At 61.0% G+C, this 16413-nt stretch carries 11 protein-coding genes and 1 tRNA gene; 5 read left to right on the top strand and 7 right to left on the bottom strand.

The window, feature by feature from the left end; translation table 11 throughout:
• Positions 1-2 precede the first annotated feature (2 nt).
• Positions 3-425 (bottom strand): hypothetical protein, encoded by a 423-nt coding sequence (locus ACK8OE_RS09195; protein ID WP_410272285.1) that lies wholly within the window; start codon positions 423-425, stop codon positions 3-5.
• Positions 426-501: 76 nt separating this feature from the next.
• Here ACK8OE_RS09195 and ACK8OE_RS09190 point away from each other — a divergent pair, with 76 nt between their 5' ends.
• Complete coding sequence (locus ACK8OE_RS09190; protein WP_410272284.1) at positions 502-1113, top strand: FAD-dependent oxidoreductase; 612 nt, start codon at positions 502-504, stop codon at positions 1111-1113.
• Positions 1061-1768 carry an FAD-dependent oxidoreductase gene (locus ACK8OE_RS09185; protein ID WP_410272283.1) on the top strand — a complete coding sequence of 236 codons (708 nt, stop codon included), beginning with the start codon at positions 1061-1063 and terminating at the stop codon, positions 1766-1768. The genes ACK8OE_RS09190 and ACK8OE_RS09185 overlap by 53 nt, the downstream gene beginning before the upstream one ends.
• Positions 1769-1778: 10 nt before the next feature.
• Here the strand turns inward: ACK8OE_RS09185 and ACK8OE_RS09180 are convergent, their stop codons facing one another.
• Both ACK8OE_RS09180 and ACK8OE_RS09175 read right to left on the bottom strand, forming a co-directional pair.
• On the bottom strand, positions 1779-3077 hold the full coding sequence (locus ACK8OE_RS09180; protein ID WP_410272282.1) for a NupC/NupG family nucleoside CNT transporter: 1299 nt from the start codon (positions 3075-3077) through the stop codon (positions 1779-1781).
• 70 nt (positions 3078-3147) lie between these two features.
• Entirely contained in the window at positions 3148-4467 is a 1320-nt protein-coding gene (locus ACK8OE_RS09175; RefSeq protein ID WP_410272281.1) for a DcaP family trimeric outer membrane transporter, read from the bottom strand.
• A gap of 269 nt (positions 4468-4736) precedes the next feature.
• Between ACK8OE_RS09175 and ACK8OE_RS09170 the strand changes: the two genes are divergently transcribed.
• Positions 4737-5378 (top strand): response regulator transcription factor, encoded by a 642-nt coding sequence (locus ACK8OE_RS09170; RefSeq protein WP_410272380.1) that lies wholly within the window; start codon positions 4737-4739, stop codon positions 5376-5378.
• Here ACK8OE_RS09170 and ACK8OE_RS09165 read toward each other — a convergent pair.
• A complete protein-coding gene (locus ACK8OE_RS09165; RefSeq protein ID WP_410272280.1) occupies positions 5375-8701 on the bottom strand; it encodes a PAS-domain containing protein in 3327 nt (1108 codons plus the stop codon). The genes ACK8OE_RS09170 and ACK8OE_RS09165 overlap by 4 nt on opposite strands.
• A 452-nt stretch (positions 8702-9153) precedes the next feature.
• Here ACK8OE_RS09165 and ACK8OE_RS09160 point away from each other — a divergent pair, with 452 nt between their 5' ends.
• Together ACK8OE_RS09160 and ACK8OE_RS09155 are read left to right on the top strand one after the other, a co-directional pair.
• The gene (locus ACK8OE_RS09160; RefSeq protein ID WP_410272279.1) at positions 9154-12492 is read left to right on the top strand and encodes a TonB-dependent receptor domain-containing protein; all 3339 of its coding nucleotides are present in this window, start codon (positions 9154-9156) and stop codon (positions 12490-12492) included.
• A 981-nt stretch (positions 12493-13473) separates the two neighbouring features.
• A complete protein-coding gene (locus ACK8OE_RS09155) occupies positions 13474-13935 on the top strand; it encodes a hypothetical protein (protein ID WP_410272278.1) in 462 nt (153 codons plus the stop codon).
• Between the two features lie 30 nt (positions 13936-13965).
• Here ACK8OE_RS09155 and ACK8OE_RS09150 read toward each other — a convergent pair whose 3' ends face one another.
• From ACK8OE_RS09150 to ACK8OE_RS09140, 3 genes are all read right to left on the bottom strand, one after another.
• On the bottom strand, positions 13966-14325 hold the full coding sequence (locus ACK8OE_RS09150) for an Arm DNA-binding domain-containing protein (RefSeq protein WP_410272277.1): 360 nt from the start codon (positions 14323-14325) through the stop codon (positions 13966-13968).
• 163 nt (positions 14326-14488) lie between these two features.
• A tRNA-Lys gene (locus ACK8OE_RS09145) sits at positions 14489-14564 on the bottom strand.
• Between the two features lie 149 nt (positions 14565-14713).
• Positions 14714-16252, bottom strand: coding sequence for an ATP-binding protein (locus ACK8OE_RS09140; RefSeq protein ID WP_410272276.1), 1539 nt, complete (start codon positions 16250-16252; stop codon positions 14714-14716).
• Positions 16253-16413 lie beyond the last annotated feature (161 nt).

Genomic DNA, 16413 nt, shown 5'->3' with positions numbered 1-16413 from the left:
AATTAATCCCGGCAATAGCCTTCGCCGTTCGAGACGGAGACGCAATCCAGCTTGTCCGCTAGATATTTGACGCCGGTTTTGGCCCCGGTCGTATGGCGGATGAGCAGGGTTTCGCCGTTGCGCTCGATCTGCATGGCACTGCCATTGACCGTCCCCGTAAAGACGCCCGGTGTGTTCTTACCGCTCAGCGTCACCTCGTAATCGTGTTGTCGCGCCACGACCTCAAGCGATGTGCCTTCGGGCCCGGTCCAGCGCCCGACATAGCCGGCGGCAACATCGGCGGCTTTCGACGCGCTGGTCGAGGCAGCGCTGGAGGCCGAGGCCTCCGCTTCGGTGGGGGTAGAAGTGTCGGTCTTGGGCGAACAGGCGATCAGTGACAGCGAGGCCAAAACCGGGAACAAACTTAAAACAGGGCGCATCATCATCGTACCATTATGCACATCAGGGGCTTCGTGCTAAGAAACCTGCCGGGGATGATAATACAGATAAACTTCTGGTGTGATGCCGCTCTTACGGTCCATTTATAAAACCGCCATAGTCGGGGCAGGCACCACGGGTCTGGCTCTCGCCGGGTTTCTGAAGGCCGATGGCCATGCGGTCGATGTGTTCGAACGCTTCGAAACGCCACGTCCGCTGGGGGCGGGCCTTCTGCTGCAACCGTCCGGGCTGGCGGTTCTGGCGCGTCTGGGGCTGGATGAAAAGCTGATCGCTCTGAGCGCGCCGGTGCACCACCTCTATGGGGAGACCCAGCGCGGGACAGTGATATTCGATCTGGACTACCGCAGTCTGGCCCCGCACCTGTTCGGTCTGGGCACCCATCGCGCCAGCCTGTTTCAGGTTCTGTACGATCACGTCGTTTCGCTTGGCGTTCCCATCCACACCGGATGCGATGCCGTGGAGACGCGCACCCACGCCGATGGCAAGCTGTCGCTGAGTCTGGCGGATGGCCGCGACGCCGGGCCGTTTGATCTGATTATCGACGCCAGTGGACGCCATTCGAAACTCGCCCCGCGGCGCTATTGCCCACGACACGCCTTACCCCTATGCCGCCCTGTGGGGAGTGGTTCACGATCTGGAGGGCTTCAGCAAAGACCACCTCCTGCAACGTTATGACGCCGCGCGGGTCATGATCGGTACACTGCCGCTGGGGCAAACCCCAACCGACCCACAGCCGCACATGGCTTTTTTCTGGAGCCTGCCCGCCCGCGATAATGTGAGGGTGCGCGCCGACGGACTGGCGGCATGGCAGGAACGTGTCACTCATTATTGGCCCCAGATGGCGCCTTTTGTGGCGCAGTTCACGGACTTCGATCAACTGACCTTTGCCGAATACGGCCACCGGGTGATGAAGCGCTGGTACGGCGGGCGTCTGGTCTTTACCGGCGACGCTGCCCATCCGATCAGCCCGCAACTGGGGCAAGGGGCCAATCTGGGCCTGTGCGACGCCCTGATCCTCAGCGAGGCCCTGTCGCGCAGCGCGACCCCTGAGGATGCCATTGCGGCCTACAGTCGGGCACGCAAGGCGCATCTGACCTTCTATCAGATCGCCAGCCGCTGGATGACCCCATTCTTTCAGTCCGACCAGACCCTGGCCCCTTGGGTGCGCGACCGCACCTTCGGGCTGATGTGTCGGATGCCGTGGATGAAGCAGGAAATGCTGCGAACCTTGTCCGGCATAAAGACGGGACTCTTCAGTCACCTCGATCCCGGTGACTGGCACGCTCGCTATCGCCTCAGACCGGGCGTATGTTTACATCCGAATCAATAATTGATTCAATTTAGCTGAACAGCAAAAGTCCCGCTATCGCCGCGTTCATCAGATTGGCCAGAGTGGCTGCCAGAAGCGCCCTCGGCCCCAGCTTGACGATCAAATCGCGCTGATTGGGGGCCAGACCGCCGATCACCGCCAGTTGGATGGCGATGGACGACAGATTGGCGAAGCCGCACAGGGCAAAGCTCATTATGGCGGTTGAACGCGCCGACAACTGCCCGCCCTCTTCCATCAGGTGCAGATAGGCGACAAATTCGTTCATGATCAGCTTTTCGCCGAACAGGCCGCCGGCCGCCACGGCCTCGTTCCACGGAATATTGATCAGAAACATGACCGGTGCAAAGACAAGGCCCAGCATCCCCTGAAGCGTCAGGTCCGGGTAACCAAACAGGCCGCCTATGCCGCCCAGAATGCCGTTGACCAGCGCGATCAGGGCCACAAAGGCCAGCACCATGCCGCCCACCGAAATGGCGATCTTCAGGCCGTCCTGCACGCCGTCGGAGATGGCGGCCAGCAGGCTTTTGGGGTGGTGGTCAGCGTCTTCCATGATCGGTTCGGGCGAATGGATCACCGCCCCTTTGGGATCGGGAATGATGATCTTGGCCATCAGCAACCCGCCGGGGGCCGACATGAAGCTGGCGGCCAGCAGGTAGTCGATCTTGATGCCGATCTGCGCATAGGCGGCCAGAATCGTGCCCGCGACACCGGCCATGCCAGACGCCATGATGGCAAACAGTTGTGCCTTGCTCAGGCCCGCCAGATAGGGCCGCACGACCAGCGGCGATTCGCTTTGCCCGACCAGCACATTGGCCGCCGCCGCCAGCGCCTCAACGCGGCTGATGCCGATGATAAAGCCTAAGCCCCCGCCAATCACCTTGATGATCAACTGCATGATTTTCAGGTAATAAAGCACCGAAGCCAGCGCGGCGAAAAAGACGATCACCGGCAGCACATTAATGGCAAAACCCGCCCCGCCCGGCACATTGACCAGCCCGCCGAACAGCATGTCAATGGCGCCTTTGGAATAGCCCATCAGGGCTTCGACGCCGTGCGCGATGGCCTGCACCCCCGCCTTGCCCCAGCTCGTGTGCAGGACCAGCACGCCGATCAGCACCTGAAGCGCAAAGGCACACGCCACCATGCGCAACCGAATGGCCTTACGATCGGCCGACACCAGAAACGCGATCAGCAGCAGGGTGAGAATGCCGCCTATGCCGATCAGCCAGTGGTTACTGGTCAAACCGGAGGACAGGCCAGAAGACAGGCCTGTAACAGACGGAACGGAGGCGGAGGCAGAAGCGGCCATGCGGGTACTCAGGCAAAAACGAAGGGGTGAGCCTAAGCACCGCCGCGGGCCGGGGTCAATGCGCCCGCACTCAATAGGCGTATTTCGCTGCCAGTTCGAGGCGGTCCAGCCGCCCGCTCTGCCCATTCAGCAGTTCGCGTTTACCGGTACGCAGTTCGATACCGAAATCGAGCCCCCTGACCGGTGTGAAAAACAGGTTGGCGGCCAGACTTTGCGCCGATTTCGACGCCAGAGCGGGGCTGCCTGCCGGATAGTCGGCGCTCAGGAACGAGGCGGCGAAGGTCGAACGCAGGCGCGGCGTCCAGCCCAGTTTCACCGCCGCAAAACCTGAGGTGACGCCGACCGTTTCCATCTTCGCGCCCGGCGTCCCGGCATAGACGACATCAGGCGCGAAGTTGAGCCCGACATAGCGCCCGATCCCTTCCCCGCCGGTCAGCATAAAGCGCAGATCATGGGGCGCCTTCGTCCCGAACGGCACCTTGCCCGACAGGCTGAGCCCGTAGCCCGATGCCGTGGCCCCGACCGCGCCATTATCGACGGCCAGTTGTCGCGCCAGAACGGCCACCGCGAAATCGCCATAGGGCTTTTTAAGACTGAGGCGCGCCGTAACATCGGGCAGGCGGTCGTCGTCGTTTTCGATCAGGGTCGCGGCGGTGGGCGTAATCGACGCCGTTTCGGGGTTTTCCAGCGCCACGGCCAGACTGTAGCCCGCCCCCAGCGGCAGCGTATAGCGCACCTGCGGTTGGCGCACGAAGACCGTGCCTTCGGTGGGGCCGACAAAGTCCGTGCTTTCCGGCAGGGCGGCGACGTTCTGAAACGTCGTCCAGTCCTGCCCGAACAGCCAGCGGCCATAGGTGATGTAGGCGCGACGCAGCGCCAGATTATAGCCGTTGGTGGTCCGTTCGCTGCCACCGCCGGGCGTGGTCTGGAAATCGGCCTCGACATAGCCGCTTAAGCCCGAACCGCTGTCCATCGACACCGTCAGGCGCGTCTGTTTGGCGATAAAATCGGCGTCTCTGTGTTCGCGCGTCCCCCCCACGGGGATGTACGCCGGCAGGTAGAAGTCGCGCCCCAGCGATCCAGTGGCCAGATCGCCGGAATCGTACCGGCTGAACAAGGCATTGGTCTTGAGAAAACCGCCAAAGCGTAAGGCGGGCCCGGTAGCTTGGGCGGGTTGGGTTTGGGCGGATTGGGCCGGGGCGGACGGCGTGGCCTTTTCGGCCTTCAGCCCGGCCAGTTCGGCGCGCAGGCGGCTCAGCTCGCCCTCCATCGCCGCCAGTCTCTGTTCGAGCGCCGCCGCCTCAGACGGCGCGGTCTGTTGCGCGCTGACGGGGCCAGCCGCCAGCGCCAGCCCGACCGCAGAGGTCAGGCCGATCAGGGTATATCGCATGTGAACCTCCCCGCTTTTTGTTTGCCCTTTTTTGCTATTCCGGGTGGGCAGCGGTGAGACAGAGGATCAGGCCGAAGGGGCGGTAATTGAAGGGCGACCTTGGTCGAGACGCCCCCCGACCTTGGTCGTTCAGACCTTGGTCGGATAACGTAACGAAATGCGTCCCATAGCCGCACTTGGGTCTGGACATGTCAGCGCCAAGGGTACAGATTGGGCGCGCCAGCATTTTCAATAATAAAAAGAATGCGGCCGGAGGTTTCGTCTTGAGTATGCCCCTTCCCGTTTCGGCACCCTCCATTCTGGTCGCCGACGATCACCCGCTCTTTCGTCAGGCCCTGATACTGGCGGCGCGCAAGGTCCGCCCGGACGCCCATATCCTCGAAGCCGGTACGCTGGATGCGGCGCTGGAGGCCGTGCGTCAGGCCGCCAACCTCAAACTGGTCCTGCTCGATCTGCGTATGCCCGGTGCCGAGGGCTTTTCCGGCGTCGCTCTGCTGCACGCCGAGGTGCCGCATGTACCCGTGCTGGTCGTCTCGGCCGCCGACGCCGAAAAGGCGGCGCGCGAAGCCCGGCGCTTCGGCGCGGTGGGCTTTATCGGCAAGGACCAGCCGCTGCCGCGCATGCAGGAGGCCATCAGCGACGCTCTGGAAGGGCGCGTCAGCGACACACCGCCCGCCGATCCGGAGGTCGATACGGTGGCGGCCAAGGTCGCCGACCTGACCCCGACGCAGTTGCGTGTCCTGCTGGGCGTGCTGGCGGGGCGGCTCAACAAGCAGATCGCCTACGACCTCAGCATTTCGGAGGCCACGGTGAAGGCACATATGACCGCCATCATGCGCAAGCTGGATGTGCAGAACCGTACTCAGGCCGTGCTGGCCGCCCGCGCTCTGGGCATCGGGATAGAGGGTTAAACCCCCAGCCACTGCCGCAGGGTTTTGGGCTCAGCGGGTTTGGCGAAGACCGGCACGCCCGCCGCCTCGGCAGCCGCCTCGGTCGCCGGGTCGCGGTCTGCAGTGATCAGGGCCACGCGCAGGTCTGGATTACGCCCGCGCAAGCGCCGGATCAGCGACAGGCCGTCCTGACCCTCGCTCAGATTAAAGTCAATCAGGGCGCAGTCGGCGGTTTCGGCCTGATTGAAGGCCGCCTGCGTGTCATCCACCGCCTGCACCTCACACCCCCACTGGGTCAGAAGCGCCGACATGGCTTCGCGCACTGCGGGCTCATCATCGACGATCAGCACGCGCCGTGCCGGGGCGTTAATCGCCACCGGTCCCGCCGTCGCGGCCTCCACCGCTTGAACGCGCGGCAGGGTCACGGCAAAACGGCTGCCGCGCCCCGGGCGCGAACGCACCTCGACGCGCAGCCCCAGAAGGCGCGCCGTGCGCTCGACAATGGCCAGCCCCAGCCCGACCCCGGCCTCACCCGATACGCCCAGCCGCTCAAACTCACGGAAAATACGGTCCTGATCGGCCTCGGCAATGCCGACGCCGGTATCATAGACCTCGATCCGCACACGCTCTGGGCGCGGCCGCAGCACCAGCAGCACACCACCGCTTTTTGTGTAGCGCACGGCATTGGACAGGAAGTTTTGCAGGATCGAACGCAGCAGGGTGCGGTCGCTCTCCACCCACACCGACGGCGCGATCAGGCGCAGGCTCAGCCCCTTTTCCGCCGCCAGCGGCGTGAAGATCAGGCTCAGATCCCACGCCAGAACCGACAGGTCGAAGCGCACCGGGCGCGGCGTGACGCCCCCGGCATCGAGCTTGGAGATATCGAGCAGGGATTTCAGCAGGGCATCCGCCGCCTCGATCGAGCGTTCGACATTATCGACCAGCGCCCGCGCCTCGCCTTGCGTCTCCTCCGCCAGAGCCGCCGTAAACAGGCGCGCGGCGTGCAGCGGTTGCAGCAGATCATGGCTGGCCGCCGCCAGAAAGCGCGTCTTTTCCTCGGTTGCCCGCGCCAGAGCCGAATTGACCAGACGCAACTCCGCCGTCCGGCGTTCCACGCGGCTTTCCAGCTCGGCGCGCGCCGTTTCCAGCGCTGACAGGGCGTCGGCCTCACCCGTCACATCGGTAAAACACATGACATAGCCGCCGCCGGGCATGGGGCCGCCGACCGTGCGGATCACCCGCCCGTCATTGCGCCGCCGTTGAAAAGCGTGGTGCGTGCCGCGCCGCATGTGGTCCAGCCGGCGCGCGACGTGGCTTTCGACCTCGCCCGGCCCGCATTCGCCGCGTTCGGCATTGAAGCGGATCAGCTCGGCCACCGGCGTGCCGACGCGCACAAGCTCAGGCGGGTACTGAAACAACTCCAGATAGCGCGTGTTCCACGCCACCAGCCGCAGGTTTTGATCAACCACGCTGACGCCGGGGTCGATGTTTTCCAGCGTCGCCGCCAGAAGACCGCGCGAAAATTGCAGGCTCTGACCCGAGCGGTCGAGCAGGCGCGCCACCTCATCGACGCTGATCGCCGTGCCGGACAGGGCAGACGACACGATGGCGTGGGCCGAAGGCGCGCCGACCACCCCGGCGATCAGCCGCTCGGCCCGGCGCACGGCGGCGCGGTCGATGGGAGCGTGGTCCTGTATACGGCCAAAGGCTTCGGCGACCGCTTCGGGCCCGGCAAAGCGCGCCGTCAGCGTGGTCAACTGCCCCAGACTGTGCACCGCGCCTTGCCGCACCGCCGGCGTCAGACGCAGGCCAAAGCCCGGACGGGTCCGCCCGAAGGCCGAGACCAGCCCCCAGGCGGCGGCATTGGCCCCCAGCGAGGCCACCACCCCGTGCACCAGCGGATTGAGGTCCGGCCACAAGGCCTTTATGCCGAACAGGCCCTGCGGATCGAACAGCGTCAGGGCCACGCCTTCAAGCCAGTGCGGCGAAGCTATGGTCGGCCAGAACAGGGTGTAGGTCCACACGATCAGACCGGCCAGCAGCCCGGCCTGAATGGCGGCGGCGTCGCGCGCCTTGCCATTGACGGCCAGAAGCAGGGCCGGGGTAAACTGCGCGATGGCGGCGAAGGCAATCTGCCCGATGACCGCCAGTTGCTGCCCCGGCGGCACCCACAGGGCATAGGTCAGGGCCGCCCCCATCACCGCCGCAATCGAGCCGCGGCGCACCCACAGCATCAGCTTGCCGAAATCCGCTGCCGCCGACGCACTGCGGTGTCGCAGCAGGAAGGGCGCGATCAGGTCGTTGGAAATCATGGTCGAAAGGGCGATGGTTTCGACCAGCACCATGCCCGTCGCCGCCGCAAAGCCGCCGATAAAGGCCAGCAGGGTCAGGCCGTTCAGCCCAGCCGCATAGGGCAGGTTGAGCACGAACAGATCATGCGGCACATCTGGGCTCAGAAGCGTCAGGCCAGCCAGCGTAATGGGCGGCACCACCACCAGCGTCGCCAGCAGATAACCCACGAACGGCCAGCGCGCCTTCTGCGCGTCCTCCGGCCGGTCGGCCCCGATGACCGCCGTGTAGAACTGACGCGGCAGGCATACCACGGCGGCCATCGACAGAAGCGTCATGACGACAAAATCGAGATTGAGCTGAGACGGCGCAAAGCGGGCGGAAAAATGCGTCCAGCCGCCGCTGCGCAGATCGGGCGGCGCGCTTATAAAGGCCAGAACGGCAAACCCGGCCACGGCGACCAGCGCAACCAGCTTAACCAGAGATTCGGTGGCGATGACGTAGAATATGCCCTCATTGCGGCTGGAGGCCACATAGTGCCGCGTCCCGAACAGCATGGCAAACAGCGCCAGGGCCAGCGCCGTCAGGGTCATAGGCCACAGGCGCTCACCGCCCGCCACCGCCGCAAAGCTGGTCCCCACCGAGCGCAGTTGCAGGGCGACATAAGGAATGGTGCCGAACAGAGCAAGCAGAGTCACCAGCGCCGCCACGCCGCGACTCTTGCCGAATCGCGCGCCGATAAAGTCGGAAATCGACGTCGCCCCTTCGGCGCGCACGGCGGCGATCAGGCGCGTCAGAAACCCGGACGCCAGAAGCCACAACAGGATCGGCCCCAGATAGATGGGCACGAAGCTCCACCCCTCCCCGGCCGCCGATCCGACCGCGCCAAAAAAGGTCCAGCTAGTGCAATAGACACCGAGAGACAGGGCGTAGGCCGGCAACCTCAGCGGCGAACGCCCGCCCTCACGCCGCGCCCGCCCTTCGGCCCAGGCGCCGATGGCAAACAACCCGCCTACATAGGCCGCCGCTGCGATGAGGAGAATGTAACCGTTCATGCGCACCCGCCACTGAGACCGCGTGCTAAGCTAGACCAGCGCTTGGCTCAGAGCAAACTCATATCGGGCGGGGAAGTTGTGCGGCGCAACATGTGCAATTGCGAAATTGAGAGACATCATATAGCGCAATATATCGCGGAGGACGCTATTTTACCGCCTTCCCGACACATTTGGAGAGGGCAAAAAATGGCAAAAGGCAGGCAGTTTTTTTACACCTTACCTTTTAAGGTAACGAAAAGGCGAAAAAACGTTCTCTTTTCAAGCCAAGTCCACACGTTAAACAGGGTCTTATAGTTGCCAGTGTGACCTTATTGAAACAGGTTTCATTCGTAATTGACAAATTTGTGGCGAGACATTGACGAGTCCATGACGACGAGGCGTTATATCCTTCTATAGAAAACATAGTCGCAACGTTTCGGCTGTGAAAGCGTCCATAAACCCGGAGATAGAGTGTGAAAAAAGAATCGAGACGATTTGGCTTGCTGGCCACAACCTCGTTTTGCAGTGCGGTGGTTGCGGGTGTACTGACCACGGTCACCGGCGGCATGGCGCAGGCGCAGGAAGCCGCGCCAAAAGCAGAAGAGTCCAAACCGGCCGAAGCCGTACAGGAAGTGGTCGTTACAGGTTCGCGTATTCGCCGCAGCGTGGCCAATGCCCCGGCCCCGACGATCAGCGTCACTCAGGACGACCTTCTGCAATCGGGCGTGCCCAATATCATTGACCAACTGGCCGATATTCCGGCCCTCTCGGGTTCGACCGTTCCGGAAGATACCACGGGTTCCAACCTGAACGACGGCGGCCTGTCACTGCTGAACCTGCGCTTCCTTGGTTCGCAGCGCACACTGGTCTTGGTGGACGGTAAGCGTCACGTGGGCGCACCACAAGGCTCGCTCTCGGTGGATGTGGACTCTATCCCGCGTCTGCTGATCAACCGCATTGACATCATCACGGGCGGTCAGTCGGCCATGTACGGTGCCGACGCCGTTTCGGGTGTCGTCAACTATGTGCTCAAGCGCGACTTCGAAGGCGTCGAAGTCGATGGGGCCTATTCGCAAATCAACCAAGACGGAACGGCGCAAAAGCGTCTGTCCATGCTGTTCGGTAAAAATTTCTTCGATGACAAGCTGAACGCGTACCTGTCGCTGGAACACGAAGAAAACGATCAAGTCAAGGACTCCGATGTTGATTGGCGTCGACGCGCCTGCGGCCTCTATGCGATGGACGCGGATCAGGCCTCGCCAAATAATAACGACGGTGTTCTGGACAACCAGTTGCTCTGCGGTGTGCGCAACTTCTCGCGCCCCTACACGGGTCTTCTCGTTTTGTCATCAGCCATTACGGCCAGCCCGACTACCGACCCGGATATTCCCACAACCTCAGCCGGCTGTAGCGCTCCGACCTTGGCCACAACCGCAACTTCCGCGCAAAAACTTGCATACAACGCCTTCCCGGCGGCTACCGGAACCAACACCAACTGCTTCTTTGCCAACGCCGGCAGCGCATTCGTATTTGCCAACGATGGCACGCCGCGTGGTCTTAATGTGGGTCAGCGCGTCGCTGTTGGTGGCGCACGTACGATTAACATTGGGGGTGACGGTCTGAACGTCGGCACGGAGTTCTCGCAAGGCAGCCGTATACCTGAGTCGAACGCCAGCCGCGTTCAGGGTGGCCTGAACTTCAAGCTGACTGAAAACGTTTTGCTTTACGCAGAAGCCAAATACGTCAAGGAAACAACCTACGACGAGGGTCAAGGTTCGTTCTTCAACATCGGTATCTATGACTTCACGCAAGCGCCTGTGGCGGGCGGGACCACGACGGCAACGGGCGCGGTCATGCCGCAATGGACTCCCGCTACCAGCTCCTTCAACATCGGTCTGGACAATGCCTACCTGTCCCCAGCCCTGCGTACAGCTATCGCGACCAACACGCGCAAAACCTACGACGCGAACGGCAATGTGGTTTCGACAGGTGCCCTCGATCCTCGCGCCATGTTCACCAACTTTGGTCCGCTGCGTAATCAGTTGAATTACCGCAAGGTTCAGCGTTACGTGATCGGTGCCAAGGGCGAGGCTGATCAGTTCCTCTTTGCCAAGAACATCGCTTGGGAAGCTAGCTATGTGTACGGCGAATTAACTAACGAAAATCACGAGCGGGCGCTGGACGTCGAACGCTACCGTTACGGTGCCGATGCGGTGGTCGATACCGCAGGTAAGGTCAGCGGCAAACCGGGGCAAATCGTCTGCCGTGTGCAACTGCTTGCGGCCAATGGTATTGCCATCCCCGATCCTTATCGTGGCGGGACCGTGAGCCCGACCGATCCGAAGGTCGCGGGCTGTGTGCCCTTCAGCATCTTCGGTAACGGTCAAAACGATGCGGCAGCGCGTAACTATTTCGACGCCGAAATCGAAGTCTCGCACACCAACAAGCAACAGCACTTCCTGGCCTATGGCTCGGGTGAGTTCTGGGATTTCTGGGGTGCCGGCCCGATCGGTGCAGCGGTTGGCGTAGAGTGGCGCAAAGAAGAAGCCGAAGGTAAGGGCCGTACGGCTTCTACAGGTGATCGCCTTCTGTTCCTGAACACTGGCGCTGACTTCCCGTATTCGCAGTACGAAGCCAAAGAAATATTCACCGAACTTCGCGTTCCGCTGTTGAAGGATCTGCCGTTCGTTAACCGCCTCGAATTCTCCGGCGCGGCCCGCCGTTCGGATTACACGACGGTTGGCAAGGTGGATACCTACTCAGCTCAGTTCCTTTGGGAAATTAATGAGCAGGTGAAGATCCGCGGTACGCGAGGCAAGGCTGTGCGTATCCCGTCACTTTCGGAAAACTTCTCGCTGCAAAGCCAGACCTTTGCCAACGGCTTCGTTGATCCTTGTGACGTCACCGTTATCAATAATACGGCCAACCAGCAGATACGCGACTATCGCATCGCCAACTGTAAAGCGCTTGGAATCCCGACAGGGACCGCCATCAGCTATCCTTCCTCGCCTGCGGGCTTCAACGGTGGCAACCCGAACCTGAAGCCGGAAGAGTCGATTTCGAAGACCCTCAGCCTGATCCTGACACCGAAAATCCTGCCGCGCACGACCCTCGTGTTCGACTGGTACAATATCGAGATCAACAGCGTTATCGCTTCGATCACGGCTCAGACCTTGGCCAACCAGTGCGTCGGTGGTCCGGTTCTAAATACTCAGGCTTGCGGTCTCATCACCCGCGGCGGGGCCGATGTTAGCTATCGCATGACCTCGTTCCTGCAAGGCTCGTTCAACTACGCCAAGTACGAAAACCAGGGGATGGACTTCACCTTCCTGTATCGTCAACCGTTGAACAATGTCTTCGGTAAGAACCTTGGAAATCTGGGCGTTCAGGTACGCGGCACCTACCTGCAATTCGACCGCACTTACACAAATATCGATGCGCCTCTGGTGCACACCGATTTTGCGCAAGCAGTCGAAGAGCCGCAACTGCGCTTCAACACCAGCTTCTCCTGGAATTATAAGCCGGACCTGAGCTTCTTCTGGAATATCGACTTCCAGTCTAGCCAGGAAATTGCGGATATCGACTTCCTGCGCAGTGATCCCGACAACCGCGCCTATGAGTACCTCACGACTGGTGATTACATCACGCACGACTTCTCGTTCCGTTGGCGCGTGAAGGACGGTGTGATCCTGCGCGGTGGCGTGGTCAACGCCTTCGATGCCGATCCGGTGGATTGGATGGGTCAAACCTCGGCGGATAACTTCGACCTGTTCGGCCGTCGTTTCTACATTGGCTTTAACTTCAAGCGCTAAGCCTTCGGGCCTGTGTTTGAAGACGGCGGCAGGGCCACCTGCCGCCGTTTTTGTTTACAGCTATCACAGTGCCGGGCCGAAGCCTTATCTGGAGTTGACCGGCTCTCTAGATCATTATGATTTCTGGTAGAAATATAATGATCTAGATTTTTGTTTAGCCCCTCGCCAGGCGGTGGCTTCGCCACCTTGGCCGCCGCCTCAATGGCGGCTTGAGCGGAATGATTCCAGTAGAAATCATTCCGCTCTAAAAAATCGAGACCGTTTAAAACTGGAATTTTCCATTACAGTCCCTGATGCGGGACGAGGCGAATTTCATAAAGAAGTCGAAGTTCACCAAGTCGCAAACTGCGTTCATTTGAAGCCTACGGGCCGCCGCGTGGCGGTTGTCGAGGTTTGCCGTAAGGGTTCAGGTTAAAGCCCTGAGGCCTGTCGGCAGGTTTGAGTTCGTTGATCGGGTGATTGCGGCCTTGAAGGTATCGGTCCGTCAGAACCTGCCCTGCCCTGCCCTGTCCTGTCTTGCAGGTAGATCCTACACAAGCCACGTATGGGGGCGTACCTCGCCGATTACGCGACCGCACCAATTCCAGATGCCAGCGACAGGGGACACTTTTTAGTTGCAGTTCTGAAATTCGGAGGTTATCCCATTTAGAGGGGAGATCACAAATGAGAATTTCAACGCTTGCGCTTTGTGGCGTTCTGACATGGGGGCAACTCTCCGCGTGTGCTGCCGAACCACCCGCCCCTGTGGGTATTGGTCAAGCCAATGTCACTCCCCGGAATTTGAACGACTTTTATGAACTCAGACGCAAAACGGCCCCGGCGGAAATTGCCGCAATTCAGGCCGAGGCTTCTGTCAGGGCACGTAAAGAAGCGGGCGTGAGTTTCGAAGGTGTCGTGCCGAGTTGAGTGTTGCCGACCTGGTTCCTATTTGAGAACCCCGCGTTCACGCTCTTACGGACATCAGCTTCAGAGACGGAATGGTTGGCACATACAACTGAAATTGCCGCCGCGATCGAAAAACGCAACGACACATTTGCCCGCCTAAAGGTGGGTGAAGATATCGACCCCGCCTACAGTGCCACAGTTGGCGCCTTTCGCCGCGCAATGGCTGCAAACACAGAGAGGGAGCGGGTCTATGCCATGCGCGCCGGTGAAGATCAGTTCCACCGCAGAAACAGCGTTATCGTCCAAAATGGATTAATTTGGGCAAAGAACCTACGTGCTGAATCTCGAGGTTACCTCATGGAGGAAAACGTCGCCCAGGTGTGCCAGTCGGACCGCTCAAATACCGAGTGGCTGTGGATCGGCGTCCACCCCGGGACGTCTTCATCCTGTTTTAACCGGCTGATTTGCAACGGTAAACTCTGGAATGCCCGGGTCCTAACCGGCGCCGATCGGAACCCGGGCATTCCAAATGTCTCATCGAAATCAAATAATAATTGAAATTACTGTGGTCCCACTTTTGACGCCGAACTACACCTTGGCCACTCCCTCGCGCTCAAGTTTTTCACAAAGCTCCAGCGCGACAACTTTGAACGTGTTGCTGGCCTGTATAGCGGCAGCAACAGCCTTGCGCTTTTTGTCCAGAGAAGGGTCAATGCCCTCTTCAAGCAGTTCCCTTGCCTCGTCTCGTCGTTTCCGCGCTTCTTTAAGACCGACGACAGGATATTGCCCGATAGCGAGCAACCGCTCTTGCCCGGAGAAGCGATATTTCAATCGCCAGAGCTTTCCGCCGGAGGTCGTCACCAGCAGAAACATGCCCTCGCCGTCTGAGAGCTTGTAGGGTTTGGCCTTTGGCCTCGCCGAACGGATCGCGGAGTCTGTGAGCGCCATTTGGGGGTATCGCAAAATTGGAGTTTACCGCGTACCCCCAGAAATACCCCCAATTTGCCCGGATAACGGCGGACAGAAGCGGATGACCTCGGATGAGCACTCCGACAACATACCATATTTTAAGGATTTTTTCAACTTCGCCGGACGTTGGCGGAAGGAGGAATGGTGGGTGAGCACGGACTCGAACCGTGGACCCGCTGATTAAGAGTCAGCTGCTCTACCAACTGAGCTACACACCCACTGTTCACCACTTTCAAGGTGGGGCTGTTGGCGAGCCCCGGCGGTGAGGGGCGGAACATACGAATTTTTTCCGCCCTTGCAAGCGCTAATTTTGCTTTTTGCGCACAAAGCCTGTGGACGGTCGTAAACCGCCCCTTCACCTCGTCGCTCAGGCGGCGGCGATGGCTTCGCCCACCACCTGCATGAAGGTCTGCGGTTCGAAGGGTTTGGGGATGAAGCCCGTCATGCCCGCCTCGAAGCAGCGGCGGCGATCGGCATCGCGCACGTGCGCCGTCATGGCCACCACCGGCGTGGCCGGCAGGGCACGCTGCGTTTCCATCTGACGGATGCGGCGCGTGCTTTCAAAACCGTCCATGCCAGGCATCTGCACATCCATCAGGATCAGGTCGTAGGTACGCATCTCGGCGCGGCGCAGGGCCTCGGTGCCGGTGCGCGCCACATCGTAATTCAGCCCCATCTGATCGAGCAGCGTGGAGACTACCACGATGTTCGGCTCATAGTCTTCGACGATCAGCACCTGACGCCGCCCTTCCGAGAGCGGTTCTGCGGCCTCAAGCGTCTGCGGACGGGCCGGATCGTGCGTTAAGGGCAGCTCGGCGGTGAAGATCGCCCCCTGCCCCGGCGTGCTGGCGGCGCTCAGCGTGCCCCCCATCTGTTCGGCCAGGGCGCGGGCAATCGACAGGCCCAAACCCGTGCCACCATAGCGCCGCGTCATCGAGGCATCAGCCTGCGTGAACTTTTCGAAGATGGCGTTCAGCTTGTCCGGGGGAATGCCGACGCCGGTATCCATCACCTCAAAACGCAGACGCGCGCTGTCGGCATCGGCGTGCACCACCGACAGGCGCAGGTCGATACGGCCGGTATCGGTAAATTTCACGGCGTTGGCCAGGAGGTTGCTCAGTATCTGCTGCACCCTCAGCGGATCGCCGCGGTAGTATTCGCGCAGTTGCGCACCATAGGTCACGCCAAAGCCGACACCCTTTTCCGCGGCGTGGACACGCGGCGCGGCCACCGTCTGTTCGATCAGTTCGGGCAGGTTGAAGTCGCGCGTCTCCAGCTCGATAGCCCCCGCCTCGATCTTGGACACATCCAGCAGGTTGTTGATCAGGTGCAGCAGGTTTTCTCCGCTTTGTTTCAGCACACTGACATAGCTCTGTTCGCGCTCGGATAGGTTGGGCGACAGGCTGAGGATATGGGCCAGACCGATTACGGCGTTCATCGGGGTGCGCAGTTCGTGGCTCATATTGGCCATGAATTCGTCGCGGCGGCGGTTGGCTTCGGCCAGTTGCGCCTCGATGGCCTTCTGGCGCGTGATGTCGCGGGCGATCTTGGAGGCGCCGATGATGCGCCCGGCCTCATCGCGCACCGGCGACACGGTCAGCGAAATGTCGATCAGGGCCCCGGATTTGGTGCGGCGCACGGTTTGAAAATGTTCGACGCGCTGACCGCTGCGCACCTTGCCGATGATGACGTATTCCTCATCGTGCATATCCTTAGGAATGATCAGGGTGATGTGCTGCCCGACTGCTTCGGCGGCGGTATAGCCGAAAATGCGCTCGGCCCCGGCATTCCAGGTGGTGATGATACCGTCGAGCGTCTTGGAGACGATGGCATCATCCGACGAGGCGACAATCGCCGCCAGCAGCGCGCTGTGGTGCTGCGCCTCAGAGAGGGTGTCGTCCGTCAAAACCGAGGCTCCGGAGGTGGGTCGGCCAGTATGCATGAAGCACCTGCCGTACGGGAATCTGCAAATCGCGGCGATGCTAACCCTAAAGCCTGTAACCGGACAATACGATCTTGGGGCGGGCAGCACTTTATGGCTTTTTCATGTGTTGCGGCAAAAGCGGC

This window comes from Asticcacaulis sp. W401b (assembly GCF_046503825.1).
Lineage (GTDB): Bacteria > Pseudomonadota > Alphaproteobacteria > Caulobacterales > Caulobacteraceae > Asticcacaulis.
This window is presented reverse-complemented; position numbering and strand designations above follow the sequence as displayed.

Coding starts and splice junctions, on each gene's coding strand:
- ACK8OE_RS09170 (WP_410272380.1), top strand. CDS start 4,737: ATGCCCCTTCCCGTTTCGGCACCCTCCATTCTGGTCGCCGACGATCAC.
- ACK8OE_RS09180 (WP_410272282.1), bottom strand. CDS start 3,077: ATGGCCGCTTCTGCCTCCGCCTCCGTTCCGTCTGTTACAGGCCTGTCT.
- ACK8OE_RS09150 (WP_410272277.1), bottom strand. CDS start 14,325: ATGGCGCTCACAGACTCCGCGATCCGTTCGGCGAGGCCAAAGGCCAAA.
- ACK8OE_RS09190 (WP_410272284.1), top strand. CDS start 502: ATGCCGCTCTTACGGTCCATTTATAAAACCGCCATAGTCGGGGCAGGC.
- ACK8OE_RS09195 (WP_410272285.1), bottom strand. CDS start 425: ATGATGATGCGCCCTGTTTTAAGTTTGTTCCCGGTTTTGGCCTCGCTG.
- ACK8OE_RS09175 (WP_410272281.1), bottom strand. CDS start 4,467: ATGCGATATACCCTGATCGGCCTGACCTCTGCGGTCGGGCTGGCGCTG.
- ACK8OE_RS09165 (WP_410272280.1), bottom strand. CDS start 8,701: ATGAACGGTTACATTCTCCTCATCGCAGCGGCGGCCTATGTAGGCGGG.